Here is a 17,790-nt window from a genome sequence, read left to right on the forward strand (position 1 = left end):
CACTGGCAGAAATGTCGTGGTAATTCTTATAAGGTAAGCAGGTTTTGACAGAAAGGAGACCTAATATGACAGATGATTTTGTGACACTTACGATTGAGAAACAGAAGAATATTGCACTGATCGCACATGACAGCAAAAAGGCTGAGATGATCGAGTGGTGTAATGATAATAAGGACATACTGAAAAATCATTTTCTCTGCGGAACCGGAACAACAGCCCGGATGATCGCAGATAAGACAGGACTGCCGGTGCGAGGTTACAACAGCGGACCATTAGGCGGTGATCAGCAGATCGGTGCCAAGATCGTAGAGGGCAGAATCGACATGGTGATCTTCTTTTCGGATCCTCTGACAGCACAACCACATGATCCGGATGTAAAAGCGCTGCTTCGTATCGCGCAGGTGTATGATATTCCAATTGCAAATAACAAGTCGACTGCAGATTTTATGATCAATTCCAAATACATGGATCAGGAATACGATCATAAGGTGATCAATTTCAAGAAGAATATCAGACAACGTGCAGAAAGTCTGTAAACGGTATATCTTATAAATTTACAGGAAAGACAAACATATAAAAATAAAAACAGTGCCTGGTTTTAATACTGTCAGATTCACGGTGGATTCGTGGAAATGGTTGTATCGGTCAGGCACTGTTTTTGTATGCAGAAAAAAGAATGAAAAGAAAAAACGCTCTGCGCAAAAAACAATTTAGAAATTCTACTGTTGGTTAGAAAATGCTTCGTTGGTTTGTTCTATAAAAAGACAAATTTTGACAGAATACAAAAGAGAAGGTTGAAGCATATTAATCCGGAAAGCAATATGGAGAGAGATTAGTGAAGATTAACAGAACGTTTCTAGGACAACGGTTGAAAGAAGCAAGAAAGAAAAAAGGTCTTACCCAGCAACAGTTGGGAGAATTGACTGAACTCAGTGATAAATATATCAGCAGGATCGAAACAGGTAAGGCAGATATGTCACTGGATTGTTTTGTTGCATTGATCAATACGTTGGAGATATCTGCTGATTATGTTCTTCAGGACAGTTTGTATATGGATTATGAAATTGGGGATGACGAGAAGAAAAAACATATCTCATATCAGAGATTTGGGGCTGAGAAAACAGAACAGTTGTTATATATGCTTGATAAACTTACAGCAATGATGAAATAAGTACAAATTATATTATGGGGGGGAATATTATGATTCGGATTGCGGTTTGTGATGATGAGCAGCATGTTCTGGACGAGATCAGTCAGATGACAGCAACGTATATGAGAAACTGTAATTTCAATTTTCAGATTGATACATTTTGCAGTGGCGAGGAGCTGCTGATGGAGATCGACCAGAGCGGGATGTATCAGATCGTATTTCTGGATATTGAGCTGACGGAGATGAATGGGATCCGGGTGGCAGTACAGCTTCGGAAACAGTATCCATCTATGCTTCTTGTATTTGTGTCCGGGTACAGTGAATATTATCGGGCGGCCTTTGATGTCCAGCCATTTCAGTTTTTAGATAAACCGGTAAATGAACAGACCTTTCTTCCTTTGCTTGACAGAATTATATGTCATGTCAGAAACAATATGGAAATTCTTCCATTCTATTATAATCGCACGTATTACGCTATTAACATTGGAGATATTATTTATCTGGAGAGTAACCGCCAGGTGATCACGGCTGTTTGTGTCTCCGGAATATTTGAATTTTATGATAAACTTGAGAATCTGGAAAAATATCTGGAGGAGCACCAGCAGCATTTTGTCCGGATCCACAAATCCTATCTGGTCAATACCAGTCATATCAGGGAGCTTCGATACTCAGAAGTTATCATGAGTAATGGGATGGAGCTTGCCATCAGCAGAGACAATAAGAAATATGTCCGGGAATATTATATGGACTGGATCGGGGGAGCAGGCATTTGAGTTCTATTCTGTCGCTGGCATCTAATCTTTTTTATATCTGGACAATCCGGTTATTTGGAAGTTCTGGTTGTATATCCGGAAAATGCAGGAAAATAGCCGGGAAATCTCAATATCCATGGAAACAGGCGGCTGTTACAGGCATTTATCTGGCAGTGTTTATGATCGCTGCGGAAAAGCTTGTTTATCGTTATTTTATTATGGTTGGAAGCCATGCTGATGTTGGAAAAGAAACTTTTATAAGGCTTCAGATATCTGCTGTATCTATTTCAAGAATTATCCTTTTAGTATTTATAAAATTGAATATTCTGGCGTGGAGAATGCTGTGGAGAAGTCATCATGCAAATGTTGGTGCACCCGATATGGATGAGACTTGTCCGGATCCACTACTGGTCTTGCAGTATAAGGTGACGTTTGGAGATTTTGTGGAGGTATTTTGTGTTCCGGTAATAACTTTGGCATTGTTTACACATTTTCGGACGGCATGTGGAGGAAAACATTTTCCGACCATTGTACTGCTTCTGTATGCGGTCAATATATTATCCAGTAACCTGTATCGTCAGGAAAGAAATGGACAGATACGGGAAGTGAATGTCCGGACGATGCGTGCGGAAGCAGAACAGTATAAGGCATATAGTTTTTCTCTGGGAAAGGTCTGGCAGGAATTTCGGAAATTTCGTCATGACCTGAAGAAGCAATATATGCTGGAATGTGTGTATCTGGAAAATGGTCAATATGAGCTGCTGCATCAGGAATATGAAAAGGCACTGGCAGTTGTGGTAGCAAAGGAGGTGATTTCCGGGCATGTTCTGATCGATGCAATTTTGTCCTATAAAAAGCGGGAAGCATCCGAACGGGGAATTGAGATCACGACATGGATATCAGTGCCGATCGATCTTGCGATCAATGACCATCATTTGAATATGCTGCTTGGAAATATACTGGACAATGCCGTAAAATATACGATTCGTGGGGGAAAAATAGGGATCAAGATTTTATATGACAGGAGCAATCTTATGATCGTATGCAGGAATACGATCAAGGAAATGACGGTAAACAGCATACAGATCAGCGGGCCTGTCGGCGGGGCAGAAAAGCAAATACCCGGATTGCGTAACGGGCAGGTGGAGCGGAACCCGCATGGTCTGGGCCTTCAGATTGTACAGGAAGTAGTGGCGTTTTATAATGGAACATTTGAAATAAAAAAGAGTGAGTTTGAGTATGTAGTGCGTGCTTTTTTGGAATTGCAATACCAAAAGTTACATTGAGACATGCTATTTATTACATCAACGGTTTTTCGCAGGTGATTTTTTGTATAGTGATGTTACGGGATATATGAAGGGATTCCGATAAACAAAAATGGAAGGAGGGTAGTGACAACATAAAAAAATAAACCAGAAAATTTATAAGATGTCAAAAATGGTGCAGGTCTGGAAGCGCAGCATATCGGGAGATTCGCTTAGCTGCTTCAGGTCTGCACTGTTTGTATGTATTAATTCAGACATAACGTTCAAATGTCAGATAGATCCTGCCTTTCCGGGTTTCATGTCCACAGCCTTTATAGATGAATTTGCCATATCCGCGGATGGACAGAGTATCCTCCGGTTTCAGGTTATAGCTGTTATTTTCAAGAATGCGATTGTTTAAAAATACTTTTTTTTCACGGAACAGGGCGACAGTCTGGCTTCTGGAGAGCTTCGTGATAGAAGCAATGGCAGCATCGATCCGTTCTGAGGCAGCAATGCACTGAAATTCTTCCAGTGTTGGTACAATATCCGGCAGGTCATCATCCGGGCAGATGATACAGCGGACATTGGTATGTTTGATGCGGGTAAGATTATCAGTGATGTAATCTGCGATCGAAGATACACAGAACACATAAGCGGTATTTCGTTTTCCGCTTCTGGAGGATTCTTTCATAACAATGTCACCGGTCATTTCACGTTCAATACCAAGGTTCATCAGAGAACCCAGAACGTCGCGGTGAGTCAGCTCGTCTGAAAATTTGTCCAGTAATGGTGTGATCTGAAGTATGGTGATCGGAAATGAAAGTTCATATCCGGTCATATCCTCTGATCCAAAGCGGATCATAACACGGTCACATCCTTCCCGGCCACCGAAAATCTGATATGGTACATGGTTGATGTCCGGCAGGATAGAATAGAAAATATCCAGATCGGATGCAGACAGAAAATTCGTAAAGGTATAGATATTCTTCTGATAGGCTTTATTTGCAAGATCCTTGAATCGTCCCTGTAATAATGCATCTGTATTCATGTGGTTTTCCTCCTGCGCGGCTGTGTTGTGTTCTTTCAATCTATGTAGAATGATAGGATTATTGGAACAATTTGTAAAGGGGGGAAAGAAATCTTAACTTTTTTGAAATATTCTTGACAAAATCTATACAAACGTATATATTGTGTAAAGCGTCTGGCGCGATAGAAGAGGATTCCGAATACGGGGTCAGTAAGATTGTGACAGACGTTATATATTTGCATAGTATTTTTTTCGAAAGATGAGGAGTTCAGTTTTGAGCTCCTTTTTCTTTATATCTGACGGAGAAATTAGGTATTGTTACATTCCGGATTTTATTTTTTAAGAAGAAAATATAAACGCTTCGCGATATAAAAAAGTATTCTGAACAAAAAATGGCATTTTTCACAATATTTTCAAATTTTTGCTGCTGTAAAAAATCGTAAAATGTCGAAAAGTATCGCACGCAAATCAAATTTTATTTGATTGAATTTGGCTGTTTGAGTAAAGAAATAGTAAATTTGACAAAATGAGATAGGCAAAATCCGTCAAAATATTCATAAAGCTATCATATATAGTAAAATTTGTGCAAAAAGAACCATAAAACCCGGAAAACTTTATTTATTATGCAATATTTACAAATTTGAATGAATTTGTTATCATAGCACCATAAGAGATGGACAGGAAATAAAAACGAACATCTTGAAAGAAGTTACTACAGTGTAGTAAGTTAAAAAAGACAATTACTTAACATTTGAATAGATATGATGGAGGATTCCCAATGCACGAATTCGTATAATCCCTATATTACGATGTAATGTACCCCATAACCCCCAAACCCCCCCAAACCCCCCCTTTTTGGAATCCTCCATGACCTCTCCTTTAAGAATGAGCCTCAGTATTAATTACTGGGGCTCAAGCCCTTTCTATACACAATTTTAATTTCTCCCGGATTTTTATTTATGATTTAATTGATACAGCAGAAGGAATGGTATAAACCGATCGCTGGATGTCGATACTCTTTTATAAAGAAAGGAAGCCGGAATGGCTTATATACATGGCGGTTTCTTTTTGTATGAAAAGAGGAATGGGATATGTTATTTAATAGAAGAAACAGGACTGCAGATCAGGTATATCCGGGGATGCGCCAAAGCCGGAAGCATGGTGTGGATAAGAAGCGCCATTTGGGTAAACAGAAGGGCGTGGATGCGGTTCAGGCAGAACTGATGGAGCATTATCAGGATTATATGGAAGAATTTGCGGATGAGCTGTCGGCGTTTGGGGTTGTGCAGGAGATGGAGAAGGACCGGGAGATGCTGGAGGATGAGCAGTAGTTTGCCTGATTCGCATATGCTCCTGCGCAAACTCGCCTCCGGCTCAAACATGCGCCCGCATATGCTGGCAAGCTGTATTTTATAACGGAAATCTTACTGATATTCATTACAGGGGATGTTCAACTAGATAATGCATCTGTGAAAAAATATGCGTACAAAGGCAATTCGAATATCTACAAAAGCAAAAACTATTTGCTTAAAATAGTATGAATTTCTGTTGGGTGGCTGTCGTTCAAACACTAAAAGCAAGAGCGCCAGCCACTTTAAATTTTTTACAAATTCAAATGTAACAAATACTATTATTGAACATTCGCATTATACAGTTCCTTAAAATAAGAATCTGTATGTAATAGTTCTTCAAAAGTCCCTTGTCCGACAATCTTCCCTTCTCTAAAGAGAATAATTCTGTCAAAACCGGCAATGGAATTTAATCTATGTGCAATCGCAATGACCGTTTTATCTTTCATTTTTTGCATAACCGATTTCATTACAATCTCTTCTGTTAAATTATCCATTGCAGATGTTGCTTCATCCAAAATGACAAGTTCAGGGTTTTCAAACCACAAGCGGGCGAAGGCAAGTCTTTGTTTTTCTCCACCTGATAAGCAGGTTCCTTTCTCACCAATTTCAGTATCTAAGCCTTCCGCAAGATTCTCAACCAAATGAGATAGTTGCACTTCACTCAATGCGTCCAGCATTTGTTCTTTTGACACGTTCTTTTCAAATACCAGATTTTCTTTTATTGTTCCATCAAAAACGGGAACATCCTGCGATATATAGCTGACTTTGTCATACAAATTATTAAGGCAAATTCCACTTAACTCCATATCACCTAAGCAGATTTCTCCCTGATTGTATTTTAGTAATCCCAGTAATATTTTAATCACAGTGGATTTTCCAGAGCCACTTTCTCCTACAAAAGCTATTTTTTGTCCCCTTTTTATGAACAGGCTCAAATCATCAATAATTTTCCGTTCTTCATATTGGAACGATAAGTTTTTTATCGCTATTTCACCAATGTCCGTATTAATTGCGTTACCATTTCTTAATTGATTATCATCTTTTAAATCTAAAAATTCTTCAAATCTCTTATAGGATGCCTTGTCCAATTTATATTGAACATAAAGTACATTAAAAATAGCGATCGGCGTGTAAGCATTTTCAATCAGCGCAATGAGTGCAACTATAGAACCCACTGTAAGATTTTTTGTTTTCCATGCGTAAAATAAAATACCAATATCTAACATTGCCACAAGTAGCGCAAATATTGTAAAAAATGCTTCATGAATCATATTCATTTTTACTTTTGATGAAACAATATTCTCTTTGGCACTACGAGTTTTCTTTATTTCACTCGGAAACTGTTTGCTCATACGGAATACCAACATTTCCATAAAGCCCCTAACCAGAAAATGATTGAATAGCTCCTCACTGTTCAAAATCTTTTCTTTTATTTTGTATAGAAACTTTAGTAGAATATTGGTTATTATAAAAATAAGCATATAGCCTACAAACAAAATATAAGTAATTATTTTATCAATCTTCCAAATAAAATATACACTAAAAACAATGGTAGGAAGTAAATCACGAATCAAACGTAACCAGAAATTGAATACTACATTTCTGCCTGCGGATGAGCCATTCTCGATCCTTTGAACAAGTTTTCCAGTACCTATTTTCTGATATTCCGTATAATCGATTGTACTTATTTTTCTAAGCGACAAAAGCTTAAAATCCAGATAAATACCATACTCCAATTTCTTTTCTGGATAATTATCCAGATAATTCATACAATAATTTACCAGCAAAATAAGACCGTAGGTTATAACTCCTGCAAATGTAAGTGTTCCAGTCGCCAATCCGTCAATAACCTTCTGAAAATAGTCCGTCTTGTAATTAGCCATAAATGCATTAAATATACCTAGTCCAATGTAAGCTAATACCCATATTCTGTTATTCTTTAGAATTTCTTTTATATAGCGCATAACTGTACTCCTTTATATATTGTAGTTCAATCATTTGGACAGTACAGTTAACGACTGCTAGCAAGTTTATTTTCACCTCAGCACAATCTGCCAACAGTTTACATCAACTGTACTGAGTAATTATCTCGGATATATTTCATATCGTTCTCACCTCTTTCAAATAAAGTATTTCCGTTAATCTTATCATATCAAGTCCCAATATTCTAGCGCCATTTCTATAATTTGTTACCAGATTTTCTTTCCCTTATTTTCCCTTATGAGAGTTCGTAAATAAGGGGAGAACGATATAACACGATACAAAATGTAATGAAAAGGACACTTAATAGTATAGTTATAGTTTGGGTGTGATTTTAAGGCTTGCTTAATTTGAAAATACATGTATAATTATCATATAGAAATACTAGGAAATAAAAGCGATGAAACAGGAATGACTGGAGAAAGAGATAATAAGCAGCGAGATAAACTGGGACAGAGTGAGAAGGTTTTATAGGATATGATAAAGTTACAAAGGAGACGAAGATATGGCAAAGTTGATTACACCGGAGATTTTTCAAAAGAATACAGCAGAAGATTATTTGAAAGCGGCGATCGATACGGCGGAATGGATCGATACGTTGGCGATTAAGACGGAATATGAAAGAATCTGGCAGGCTCTGCCGGAAGGACAGGATGGATACCGGGAGGATGTTCCGTTATTTGCGCCGAAGAGTATGTATGACGGTTCGGCAGGTATTGGTATTTTCTTTATCCGGCTGTATGAAGCAACCGGAGACACACGCTGGCTGACTGAGGCAGAGGAAGCAGCGGCGCATATCATTGCAACGAAGGTTGGCGTGGAATGGTATCAGACGACGCTTCATTCAGAGGTAAAGGGTATTATTCCGGTTCCGGGCTGGGCGGCAGGCCCTTACAATGGCCCGGTTGGTGAGGCATATTTCCTTGAAGACCTGTATCAGGTGACAGGAAAACAGGCGTATCGGGATTATGTATTATATGTTGCGGATGTCCTGCTTGAAGCAGCAGTAACTGATGAGAGAGGACTGCATTGGAGTGATCAGGAGGATATCACCGCAGATGGCGGATTTATCGTATTCTTAGATATCCTTTACCGTAAGACCGGTATAAAGAAATATCTGGAGCTGGCAAAGGAAGGACTTACATATGCAATGAATATCGCAGTTGGAGATGAAACCGGACGATTGATTCCATATCAGGATCATCCGGTAACAGGTCCGACGTATGACAAATATTATCTCAGTACATGTCATGGCCCGGTTGGAAGTACGCTGGCATTTCGTGAATTATATGAGATTACCAGAGAGGAGATCTACCGGAACTGGACGATCGAATTATCGCGTGGTATCGTCCGTGCCGGTGCGCCGGAGAAACATTCCTGGGGCTTCTGGAACTGCCAGTGCCAGTGTTGTGGAACAGCAGGTATTCTGGAGCATTTTGCCGCCATGTATGAATATACCGGAGAGAAAGAGTTCTATGATTATATGATCCGTACTGCTGATGTAATGCTTTCCGATTCAGATCACCGGACACCGGGACTCCGTACCTGGTATGACAGTTGGTGGAGAACGATCCCGACCAGAGTTGTGAGCTATCCGGGATTGTATGTCGGTGTGGCAGGCTGTGCATCCTCGCTGCTCCGTACCTATGCGGCGCTGACAGGTAAGAAGCTGACTAACCTGTACGAATATCATTTCTTTGAGAAGTTTTAAGCGGAGCCTTATATAGAAATGTAGATCATGCTTTTATGGCTACAGTGATCTCGGTAATGTAGTCTTGCGGGTCTTCGGCAGTGAAGCTATCTATAACATTGTGCTCCAGATATTCAGAGGAAGTATGGATGTTGTGTTCATGTTTAAAGGTCATCAGGCGGTCGTAAGTATCGCCGATCGTATCCCAGTGACCGGTGTGGTAGGCGGTGAGATATTTTCCTGCAGGCAAGGTATGGACAGGAAGCCCGTAAGGCTTGTTATCTAACAACAGGGCGACATTATCATAGACAGCGTACTTATCTGATTCGATATGGGAAGCATGCTGGAAATATGCCATATCATAATCATTTTTAAAAGTAGAACCGACCGTTAGCAGAAGATTGATCAGGTCATCGGTTTTTCGATACAGTTCAGCATCTGTAGCGGTCGGTGCTTCTGCATAGAGATAGTATCGTTCCGGGAAGTCAGCAATAAAGATGGCTGTCGGATCGATCTGCATAGCGAAATGGATCTTGCTCTTTTGCTGCGAGATCCATTTTTCCATGGAGCGTAATTTGGCAATCTCCGTATTGATCTGATGTTCACGTTCTTCTAATATATGGAGCATCTTTGCCGGATCACGGTTGGCAAGCTGCTGTTTGATCTCTTTTAACGGCATACCGAGGTCTTTTAATAAAAGGATGGTGTCAAGGATCTCGGTCTGATAGATCGAATAATAGCGGTAACCATTTGGCTGGGTGAGCTCCGGCTGAAATAAACCAATCTCATCATAATGAAACAGGGTTTCTTTTGTTATTCGCATGATCCTGGCGAACTCGCCGGTCGTCATATATATCTTTTTATTCATTTGAATTTCCTTTCATTTTCAAAATTACACTTGACTATAGGGTTACCCTATAGTATATGCTTGGCTTTGTCAATTAGAAAAGTGTTATAAAACGGAGAGGACTTGTTAAAATGGGTAAATCATTAAATCGTCGCATTACGCCATGGTCGCTGCTGAGCTTTGCAGCACCGTCAATCATCATGATGGTATTTATGTCGTTGTATACCATCGTGGATGGTATCTTTGTATCCCGATTTGTCGGAAGTAATGCATTATCATCGTTAAATATCGTATATCCCGTAGTAAATGTGGCGATCGCCATTGCCATGATGCTGGCATCGGGTGGAAATGCGATCATTAGCAAATATCTTGGAGAGGGAAATAAAAAGAGAGCATGTGAGAGTCTGACTCAGTTTGTTACGGTATGTATTCTGGTCAGTCTTGTGATCGTGGTGATCAGTCAGGTGTTCCTGACAGAGATATCCAGACTGCTGGGTTCTAATGAAGTGCTTCTGGCAGACTGTAAAAGTTATCTGGGAATGGTGAGCTTATTCATTCCTGCCTGTATGCTGCAAACGTTGTTTCAGATGTATCTGGTCACAGCAGGACGGCCAACGATGGGCTTGCTGCTTATGATCGGTGCAGGTATTGTAAATGCTGTTCTTGATTACGTATTGATCGTGATCTGTGATATGGGAGTTGCAGGTGCGGCACTTGCAACAGGAATCGGTCAGTGCATTCCCGCGATTGCCGGACTTGTATTTTTCATGTTATCCAAAGGTGAGCTTCGGTTTACCGGATTCAAGCTTTCCTTGCGGGAGCTTGGACATGCCTGCTATAACGGTTCTTCCGAGATGGTATCAGAGCTTTCAAATTCTGTTGTAACGGTATTGTTCAATCTTGTTCTAATGCGTCTTGCAGGAGAAGCCGGAGTTGCGGCTATCTCGATCCTGCTGTATGGACAGTTCTTATTCAATGCATTTTATCTGGGATTTACAATCGGGATCAGTCCGATCGTTGGGTTCCAGTATGGTGCAAAGAATAAGAAAAAACTTCGGAGTATTTATAAGATTGCATTCCTTTTTGTGGCGGTATCGGCGGTTATTCTGACGGTTATTGCAGAGGTGCTCGCGACCTGGATCATTACGGTGTTCACACATGACCCGGCAACATTTGAACTGGCAGAGATCGGATTCAAGATCTTTGCGATCAATTTCCTGTTCAGTGGATTAAATATCACATCCTCCGGTTTCTTCACAGCCCTTTCAAATGGTAAGGTGTCGGCAATCATTTCATTCAGCCGGACATTTATCTTTACGGTGTTAAGCCTTCTGATCCTGCCGCATTTCCTTAAGATCTATGGAGCATGGCTTGCCGTACCGATCGCGGAGGCGGTGACGCTGCTTGTGACGGTGCCGTTTCATAAGGTGTATTTTATTGGCAAGGGGGAGAAGAATTATCTGCGGGGGTAAGTAATAGTGATAAAATTTTATAAGGATAATAAAGAAATACAGTAAAGAGAAAAGCAGGGCGGTTTCGGTTGATAGAAATCAGTCCTGCTTTTGTAGTAATTCGATATAAATTTGCAGATAGCGATTCAAGCGATCTATTTCAGTTGGTGTTCCAGTGTAAAGTATATTTGATATTTCTGGTGGCAGTTTTGACAGCGTACTGTCTTCAGATTTTCCGAATACAATATAATCCAGACTACAATCATACAGATGACAAAATTCAATTAAATTTTTTAAGGAAAGACTGGATTTCCCACATTCGGTATGGGATATGTGCTTAGGACTTACACCAAGCTGGTCAGCTAGAGTTTCCTGAGTAATATTATGGGACTTTCGTATTTCGGCGATTCTTTTTCCTATTGCTATTAAAACATTACTTTCCATACGTGTTCTAGACCTCCTAGATATAGTTTATGTGTAAATCTATGCATTTATAACACTTTAAAAGGTTTAGTAATATTTTAAAATGGTACTTAAAAGGTTTGATTTGAGGGAGAAATGTGATATAATGTGTAAAATCCAAGAAGCAAAAGCTAACACATAAGGATTATAAAAATATATCTTGATAAATGAGACGTAAGGAGGAATTCATATGAAATGCGAATGTGGAAGAGAATATGAGGGCAGCTTTTGTCCTTCATGTGGAAAGCCAGCATCCCAACAATTATCGACGAGTCAGGGAACAACAAATCAAACGACAGAGGGATCAAATACACAAAATCAACAACAGGTATCGAGTAATCAATACGCAACTCAACAGACCGTAGGATATCAGCAGACAGGTTCTGAAATGAAAATGAATCAGGTAGCATATAATCAGAATTATTATACGAGTCAGGGAATATCGAATCAGAATGCTTATAATGGAACATATAATCAGGGATATTATAATAATTCGGGAGCCGTAAACCAGAATTATTATAATGGAACATATAATACTGGGGCATATCCAAGACAAGAAGGAGGAGCCGCAAAAGGATTTTCAATAACAGCCATGGTATGCGGAATTGTTGCTTTATGCTGTTCTTGTTGTTTTTATTATATTTCATTTCCTACGGCAATTGTAGCCGTTGTTTTTGCATATTTATCTATAAAGAAACAGGCAGCGGCTGGAGCAAATCGAGGAATGGCAATAGCCGGAATGGTGTGTGGAATTGTTGCTTTAATACCAGCAATGATCGTATTGTTATGTGGAGCAAGTTTGCTTGATGAAATCTAATAAGTTTAAACAGATATATGGTTTGTTTTTTAAAAGAAGTGTGGCATTATGGATATTTATATTTTTGTTAATGGGGGTACTTGGCATAAAAGTCTTTCACATATCCTTAATAGATTTGATTCCGGCGCATTGTATTTTATACGAGAAGTATGGATTATATTGTACCGGGTGTGGGGGAACAAGGGCTGCAGTAGCATTAATGAATGGACATTTCGTTAAAAGCTTTATATATCACCCTGCTATGATATATTCGGTGCTCTTGCTTATGTTATTTGTATGTTCTGATATTATCAATAATGTATTTAAGACTAAAAAAAAGAAATTACAATTGAGTCCTGGCTGCTTTTACATAATGGTTGGAATCATAATTGGACAATGTCTTATAAAAAATATTCTTTTAATTTTCTTTAATTACAAAATAATATGATACACTTTCAAGGAGACAATATATGAAATGTTGGAATTGTGGATGCGAAGTTAATGATAATTTTTGCTCAAATTGTGGAAAAGCAGTTGGACAGCAGCCAGTAATGGACAACAATTGGGTGAAACAGAATACCTATAGTAGCCCGAATGCATATGGGTATTCATCTACATATAATCAAAATTACATTACGGATACGACGGGAGATAACTATAATCAAACTCCTGAAGAGGAATTGAATCCATTAGTAGGATTTCAAGGGAAATGTTTTTGGGTTGTTACTATTCTGGGAGTTATATTTGCTATTATCTTTTTTTCTAATGGAGATATATTGAGCGGAATTTGTTTAGTAGGTGGAGCATTTACCTTATGTCCACTGGTATTGAATCGGTTACCTAAGAAAAGACAACGTGCTATGGGTTTTGTAACCATTGTTCTTATAGGTGGAGGGTTGTTTTTTACGGGTGATATGGATTGGATAATAGAATTATTAATATGGTAGTTGAAGGAGGAGAGATTGATATATGAAATGTATATGTGGACATGATTTTGATGGGAATTTTTGCCCTTATTGCGGTAGATCCGCAGGCAATATGCAGAATCAAACAAATAATATATCCAATATTAATTTGAACAATTCAAGTGACTCGGAGGAAAAAGAAAGCGGATCAAAGATATTGAGGGAAGCCTATCATGAATCAAAGATGGCACGTTTGAAATGGATGTTTATTGGAATGTTTCTTGTTGCTGTTATAGCTTTTCCAATGGGACATATCATATCGGGTATTGTATTTGCGATAGCCGGAATATTGGCAATGCCTTGGTTGATAAAAAAGGCAGGATCAAAGAAAGTTCTGTTGATTATCGGCAGTGCCATATTGGTGTTGCTTGGTATTTTTACCTGGTACTGGGATGATGCTTTGAGGGAAGAGGGCTGTATTGAATATATTAAGACATATCCGATGGCGACCGCAGATTATACGATAGAGGACTTTTTTGGATTTGCTTATAGTGAGGATGAACTGGATTGGTCGTATGAGAAAGTTGATGATAAAGAATATGTAACAGTCAGTTTTACAGAACCGGATGGTGTGGATGAATCTGTAATATTTGGTTTTAATAGTGATGGCTATCCGGTATTACATGATGTAATTTATGATGGCAAATCAAATGAAAGTCTTTTTGAGGATTACAATAGCCGTTTGTTTGGTGAGAGTGGGACAAAACAGGATAAAACAGAGGAAAGCGTGGTTACGACAGAGCAGCAGACTGTAAATACAACGGAGGCGGCGGAAGAAAAGAGTGAGAAGGCAGATGTATCTTCCGATGTGTATTATCTAATGGAGACTATAGATCAGGATCCATACTGGAGCGTTCAGGTAAAAAATGCGCGTGTCCGGGCAAGAAATGATGGTCAAGGGTTGGAAGTCCATTGCACAGTTTATGTCTATAATAAGGATGAAATGACATCTGGATTTGTATCATCCAATATATTTAGTGATGTTGACAATGATGGAGTAGCCTGCAAAAGAATCTGGTCAGATTGGGAATCTGGTAATTTGGCGGGAAATACAGGAGCTAATGTGGAGGTAGTTTTTGATTTTCCTGCAAATGCAAATGAAGATACCAGTCGCATCAGCATGACAGTGTGTGGAGAATATAAATTATGTCTGGCAACCCGGCCGGGATCAGATGTAACACAGGATGAATCCGTAAGTTATAACGAGAATGATCTGTATTGGTATACAAATTACAGTGCTATGTATACACAAGTAGGAAATGGTTCCAATCTGCAGGTTATTAATATGAGTGATCGTTATTTGCAGTTAATGTATAGTGGCTATACATTGTCATGGTCGTTTGAATTAATACCGGATTATATTAATGAAAATGGGGTATTTATTTATTATTCAGATGGTGCAATGCTGACATATAATCCTCAATATGAAAGAATTTATCTGGCTATATCTGACCGGGATTTGTTTAATGAATATGGAGGAATATACGATAAAAGTGAGTATGAGTATACACCATAGATAAATGAATAGAAGAAAGGGAAGGTGAAAAATATGTTTTGCAGTAATTGTGGAAAAGAATTACAGGATGAATGGGCGGTATGTCCAAATTGCGGACAACCTGTAGAACAGACCTCACCGGAGCAAATTTCCGAATCTGGTCAGTCTCAGAATATAGAATACAATACTCAGACTTTTGATTATATTCAGCCTGATTTGCAAAATGGCCATAATGATAGAGAGAGCAAGAAGGGAACAGAAACAACTTCATTGACAGGATACCAGAAGTTTCGTTTTTGGAGTGCGACGGTATGTGGCATCATAGTTGCTGTAGTGTTTTTTATTATGGGACAGTATCTGGCTGGAGCAGTTATGATGTTGGCTGCTGTATTATTTTGCCCTTTGATTTTAGGAAAATTTGGCGGATGGAAACGGGCGATATTTATATGCTTCGCTATCCTGGCAGCAGGTTTATCTGCAGAGATCTACTATGCTTCGAATGGGAAAAAGGATGAAGCTTCCGATAAAGTCACTACAAAACAAAGTGAGGTTTCCGAAGATCAGACAGAAATGATAACAGATGCATCAAAGGATTTGTCAACAGATACATCAACAGATGCTCAGGTTACGGAGAAAAATTGTTCAGAGAATACAAGTGAGGCACAGACTGCATACAGTGCAGATATGGTTATTGATTCCGATATGTCAGCACAGGTAGAAACTGTAAATTATACAGGTGTATATTATTTGCCTTACATAAATTATGACGGTGCAGCATGTGACGAAGTAAATAAAAGAATCGAGAAGCTTGCACAGAAATACATAGAAAATACAGATGAATATGGATCGGGTTGTATGGGAATCAGTTATAAATGGACTCTGTATGGCAATATATTATCGTTGATCATACCGCTTCAATTTGATGCAGATATGGTTGAGTATAATGTGTATGTTCTGGATCTGAAAAAGGATAAGCTGCTTACGAAGAAGGATCTGCTTGCAGAACTGAATATAGATGAAGCAGATTATGAACAGGATGCACAGGATACCATGGATGCCTGCTTTTATTCATTGTATGGAAGCTTTAAAGATACAGATGACTATTATGATGTCGTTTACAATGAAACAATAGCGTCTGAAAATGTTGCAGAGGCACTTCCATATATTGATGAAAATGGAACCCTGGGAGCTGTTGCAAAGATTTATTCTATGGCAGGAGCAAATTATTATTACCATATGGTTACGGTATTGGCGTTGGATGGAGCTTGTGAATATAGCGGAGAAAGTGATAATTATAATTCTAAGGTGCTCGCCAATACAGATAACCAGTCAGGCTCACAGGAAACAGGGGATACTTCAGATTCCGAGTATATGCTTCCGAATAGTGATTCTGAATACATATCAGATAGTGACCTGGATGGGCTGACACCGGATGAATGCCGTCTCGCTCTTAACGAAATATATGCCCGCCATGGAAGAAAATTTAATGATCCGGATTATCAGGCATATTTCAATTCCAAGAGCTGGTACAATGGAACGATTGATCCGGATGATTTCGATGATACAGCAATGTTTAATCAGTATGAGCTTGCAAACAGGGATTATATCATCGATTATGAGAAACGGATGGGGTATCGTTAGAAATATGTGATTGAATAAAATCAATCAGCTCATGATTTATACGTTCATTTTTTTCTTCGTCTTCCATGTATTCTGGAAGTGGTAGATCCGGTTGGCATTCACCGCAGATATCGATGCCGCATACGGTTTCATGGCTTAAGATGATGCCAAGCAGATGTTCCAACATGTCAAGTGACATGTCGCCCTGATTCCAGTTGGTTTCTGTGAAACGGGTAGAGAGAACATCTTTATCAATAGAAATATAAAATGGGACACCTGAGAGGATGTTTGCTGATTTCTTTCGGGCAGTCCCATTTTTTAGTTCTTCAGCAGAAAAGGTCAGAAGACGGTCTTTGCGTACTGCATCAATCTGGAAAATGTCGGCTGCTTCCGGTCCGATCAGAATTAACTGTTTCAGATTTGGATTCTGGTCCAGAACAAGCCCCGCCCAGTCACCACAGCTCATCATTCCGTCAACGAGTGGTCGCTGCATATCTGTATGGTGGTCGAATACTACGAGCGAGAACGGTCGTTTGATCTGGTCGGTTGTTATCTTTGTTACATAATGAAAATTCCCGGAGTCAATAAAATGGATACCGTTGATTCCATATGGCATGATGCGTTTCCGGATCTCGGCAGCGGCTTCATCTGAACAATACAGGTCGCAGCCTTCAATGTCAGAGCAGTCGATCCAGTGAAACCGTGGGTTATCCTTCATATCTTCATCGCAGTATACATGCGTAAAATCCAGGATGTAGTTGTTTGGTTTGTTGTTCATTATCAAAACTTCTTTCTTCAATGCATTCCGCAAAATCAGCACCCTTGCAAGCAAGTGATTTTGCGCTCATTATATCATGTGCTTCGCACATTCTATGCATTCCACAAAATCAGCATCCTTGCGAGCAAATAATTTTGCGTTCATTATATCATGGTTCAAAAATAATGTACAAATCTTG

At 39.2% G+C, this 17,790-nt stretch carries 17 protein-coding genes; 12 read left to right on the plus strand and 5 right to left on the minus strand.

Annotated elements, in window-relative coordinates; genetic code table 11:
• Positions 1 to 65 precede the first annotated feature (65 nt).
• The 4 genes from DXB77_RS10235 (at position 66) to DXB77_RS10250 (ending at position 3,188) form a co-directional block, all read left to right on the plus strand.
• Positions 66 to 536 carry a methylglyoxal synthase gene (locus DXB77_RS10235; RefSeq protein ID WP_021944671.1) on the plus strand — a complete coding sequence of 157 codons (471 nt, stop codon included), beginning with the start codon at positions 66 to 68 and terminating at the stop codon, positions 534 to 536.
• Between the two features lie 299 nt (positions 537 to 835).
• The gene (locus DXB77_RS10240) at positions 836 to 1,171 is read left to right on the plus strand and encodes a helix-turn-helix transcriptional regulator (protein WP_021944672.1); all 336 of its coding nucleotides are present in this window, start codon (positions 836 to 838) and stop codon (positions 1,169 to 1,171) included.
• Between the two features lie 29 nt (positions 1,172 to 1,200).
• Positions 1,201 to 1,923 (plus strand): LytTR family DNA-binding domain-containing protein, encoded by a 723-nt coding sequence (locus DXB77_RS10245; protein ID WP_182439477.1) that lies wholly within the window; start codon positions 1,201 to 1,203, stop codon positions 1,921 to 1,923.
• The gene (locus DXB77_RS10250; protein ID WP_118663173.1) at positions 1,920 to 3,188 is read left to right on the plus strand and encodes a GHKL domain-containing protein; all 1,269 of its coding nucleotides are present in this window, start codon (positions 1,920 to 1,922) and stop codon (positions 3,186 to 3,188) included. The genes DXB77_RS10245 and DXB77_RS10250 overlap by 4 nt, the downstream gene beginning before the upstream one ends.
• Positions 3,189 to 3,417: 229 nt before the next feature.
• On the opposite strand, the gene DXB77_RS10255 is transcribed toward DXB77_RS10250, so the two are convergent.
• A complete protein-coding gene (locus tag DXB77_RS10255) occupies positions 3,418 to 4,197 on the minus strand; it encodes a YlmH/Sll1252 family protein (RefSeq protein WP_118483088.1) in 780 nt (259 codons plus the stop codon).
• A gap of 1,070 nt (positions 4,198 to 5,267) precedes the next feature.
• Here DXB77_RS10255 and DXB77_RS10260 point away from each other — a divergent pair.
• Positions 5,268 to 5,507, plus strand: a complete 240-nt coding sequence (locus tag DXB77_RS10260; protein ID WP_021944676.1) for a hypothetical protein — start codon at positions 5,268 to 5,270, stop codon at positions 5,505 to 5,507.
• Between the two features lie 299 nt (positions 5,508 to 5,806).
• Here DXB77_RS10260 and DXB77_RS10265 read toward each other — a convergent pair whose 3' ends face one another.
• Complete coding sequence (locus DXB77_RS10265) at positions 5,807 to 7,492, minus strand: ABC transporter ATP-binding protein (RefSeq protein ID WP_117784471.1); 1,686 nt, start codon at positions 7,490 to 7,492, stop codon at positions 5,807 to 5,809.
• Between the two features lie 521 nt (positions 7,493 to 8,013).
• On the opposite strand from DXB77_RS10265, the gene DXB77_RS10270 reads away from it, so the two are divergent.
• A complete protein-coding gene (locus DXB77_RS10270) occupies positions 8,014 to 9,219 on the plus strand; it encodes a lanthionine synthetase LanC family protein (protein WP_118663174.1) in 1,206 nt (401 codons plus the stop codon).
• Positions 9,220 to 9,244: 25 nt separating this feature from the next.
• On the opposite strand, the gene DXB77_RS10275 is transcribed toward DXB77_RS10270, so the two are convergent.
• Positions 9,245 to 10,066: a MerR family transcriptional regulator gene (locus tag DXB77_RS10275; RefSeq protein ID WP_118483112.1), complete on the minus strand. Its 822-nt coding sequence runs from the start codon at positions 10,064 to 10,066 to the stop codon at positions 9,245 to 9,247.
• A gap of 110 nt (positions 10,067 to 10,176) precedes the next feature.
• Here DXB77_RS10275 and DXB77_RS10280 point away from each other — a divergent pair, with 110 nt between their 5' ends.
• Complete coding sequence (locus DXB77_RS10280; RefSeq protein WP_118483114.1) at positions 10,177 to 11,517, plus strand: MATE family efflux transporter; 1,341 nt, start codon at positions 10,177 to 10,179, stop codon at positions 11,515 to 11,517.
• Between the two features lie 78 nt (positions 11,518 to 11,595).
• Here DXB77_RS10280 and DXB77_RS10285 read toward each other — a convergent pair whose 3' ends face one another.
• Positions 11,596 to 11,940, minus strand: a complete 345-nt coding sequence (locus DXB77_RS10285) for a helix-turn-helix transcriptional regulator (RefSeq protein ID WP_117822364.1) — start codon at positions 11,938 to 11,940, stop codon at positions 11,596 to 11,598.
• Between the two features lie 208 nt (positions 11,941 to 12,148).
• On the opposite strand from DXB77_RS10285, the gene DXB77_RS10290 reads away from it, so the two are divergent.
• The 5 genes from DXB77_RS10290 (at position 12,149) to DXB77_RS10310 (ending at position 16,855) form a co-directional block, all read left to right on the plus strand.
• Positions 12,149 to 12,775, plus strand: coding sequence for a DUF4190 domain-containing protein (locus tag DXB77_RS10290; protein WP_117822363.1), 627 nt, complete (start codon positions 12,149 to 12,151; stop codon positions 12,773 to 12,775).
• Between the two features lie 70 nt (positions 12,776 to 12,845).
• On the plus strand, positions 12,846 to 13,202 hold the full coding sequence (locus tag DXB77_RS13455) for a DUF2752 domain-containing protein (protein WP_347559484.1): 357 nt from the start codon (positions 12,846 to 12,848) through the stop codon (positions 13,200 to 13,202).
• A 22-nt stretch (positions 13,203 to 13,224) separates the two neighbouring features.
• Positions 13,225 to 13,701 carry a zinc ribbon domain-containing protein gene (locus DXB77_RS10300; protein WP_117822361.1) on the plus strand — a complete coding sequence of 159 codons (477 nt, stop codon included), beginning with the start codon at positions 13,225 to 13,227 and terminating at the stop codon, positions 13,699 to 13,701.
• 22 nt (positions 13,702 to 13,723) lie between these two features.
• The gene (locus DXB77_RS10305; RefSeq protein WP_118483116.1) at positions 13,724 to 15,235 is read left to right on the plus strand and encodes a hypothetical protein; all 1,512 of its coding nucleotides are present in this window, start codon (positions 13,724 to 13,726) and stop codon (positions 15,233 to 15,235) included.
• Between the two features lie 33 nt (positions 15,236 to 15,268).
• Positions 15,269 to 16,855 (plus strand): YARHG domain-containing protein, encoded by a 1,587-nt coding sequence (locus DXB77_RS10310; RefSeq protein WP_118500638.1) that lies wholly within the window; start codon positions 15,269 to 15,271, stop codon positions 16,853 to 16,855.
• On the opposite strand, the gene DXB77_RS10315 is transcribed toward DXB77_RS10310, so the two are convergent.
• On the minus strand, positions 16,821 to 17,612 hold the full coding sequence (locus DXB77_RS10315; RefSeq protein WP_182427485.1) for an arginase family protein: 792 nt from the start codon (positions 17,610 to 17,612) through the stop codon (positions 16,821 to 16,823). The genes DXB77_RS10310 and DXB77_RS10315 overlap by 35 nt on opposite strands.
• Positions 17,613 to 17,790 lie beyond the last annotated feature (178 nt).

Origin of the sequence: Clostridium sp. OM05-9, from assembly GCF_003481465.1 — a bacterium.
Lineage (GTDB): Bacteria > Bacillota > Clostridia > Lachnospirales > Lachnospiraceae > Coprococcus > Coprococcus ammoniilyticus.

Excerpts from the sequence above, each read along its gene's own strand:
- DXB77_RS10235 (WP_021944671.1), top strand. The coding sequence starts at position 66 with ATGACAGATGATTTTGTGACACTTACGATTGAGAAACAGAAGAATATT.
- DXB77_RS10245 (WP_182439477.1), top strand. The coding sequence starts at position 1,201 with ATGATTCGGATTGCGGTTTGTGATGATGAGCAGCATGTTCTGGACGAG.
- DXB77_RS10255 (WP_118483088.1), bottom strand. The coding sequence starts at position 4,197 with ATGAATACAGATGCATTATTACAGGGACGATTCAAGGATCTTGCAAAT.
- DXB77_RS10260 (WP_021944676.1), top strand. The coding sequence starts at position 5,268 with ATGTTATTTAATAGAAGAAACAGGACTGCAGATCAGGTATATCCGGGG.
- DXB77_RS10265 (WP_117784471.1), bottom strand. The coding sequence starts at position 7,492 with ATGCGCTATATAAAAGAAATTCTAAAGAATAACAGAATATGGGTATTA.
- DXB77_RS10270 (WP_118663174.1), top strand. The coding sequence starts at position 8,014 with ATGGCAAAGTTGATTACACCGGAGATTTTTCAAAAGAATACAGCAGAA.
- DXB77_RS10275 (WP_118483112.1), bottom strand. The coding sequence starts at position 10,066 with ATGAATAAAAAGATATATATGACGACCGGCGAGTTCGCCAGGATCATG.
- DXB77_RS10280 (WP_118483114.1), top strand. The coding sequence starts at position 10,177 with ATGGGTAAATCATTAAATCGTCGCATTACGCCATGGTCGCTGCTGAGC.
- DXB77_RS10285 (WP_117822364.1), bottom strand. The coding sequence starts at position 11,940 with ATGGAAAGTAATGTTTTAATAGCAATAGGAAAAAGAATCGCCGAAATA.
- DXB77_RS10290 (WP_117822363.1), top strand. The coding sequence starts at position 12,149 with ATGAAATGCGAATGTGGAAGAGAATATGAGGGCAGCTTTTGTCCTTCA.
- DXB77_RS13455 (WP_347559484.1), top strand. The coding sequence starts at position 12,846 with ATGGGGGTACTTGGCATAAAAGTCTTTCACATATCCTTAATAGATTTG.
- DXB77_RS10300 (WP_117822361.1), top strand. The coding sequence starts at position 13,225 with ATGAAATGTTGGAATTGTGGATGCGAAGTTAATGATAATTTTTGCTCA.
- DXB77_RS10305 (WP_118483116.1), top strand. The coding sequence starts at position 13,724 with ATGAAATGTATATGTGGACATGATTTTGATGGGAATTTTTGCCCTTAT.
- DXB77_RS10310 (WP_118500638.1), top strand. The coding sequence starts at position 15,269 with ATGTTTTGCAGTAATTGTGGAAAAGAATTACAGGATGAATGGGCGGTA.
- DXB77_RS10315 (WP_182427485.1), bottom strand. The coding sequence starts at position 17,612 with ATGAACAACAAACCAAACAACTACATCCTGGATTTTACGCATGTATAC.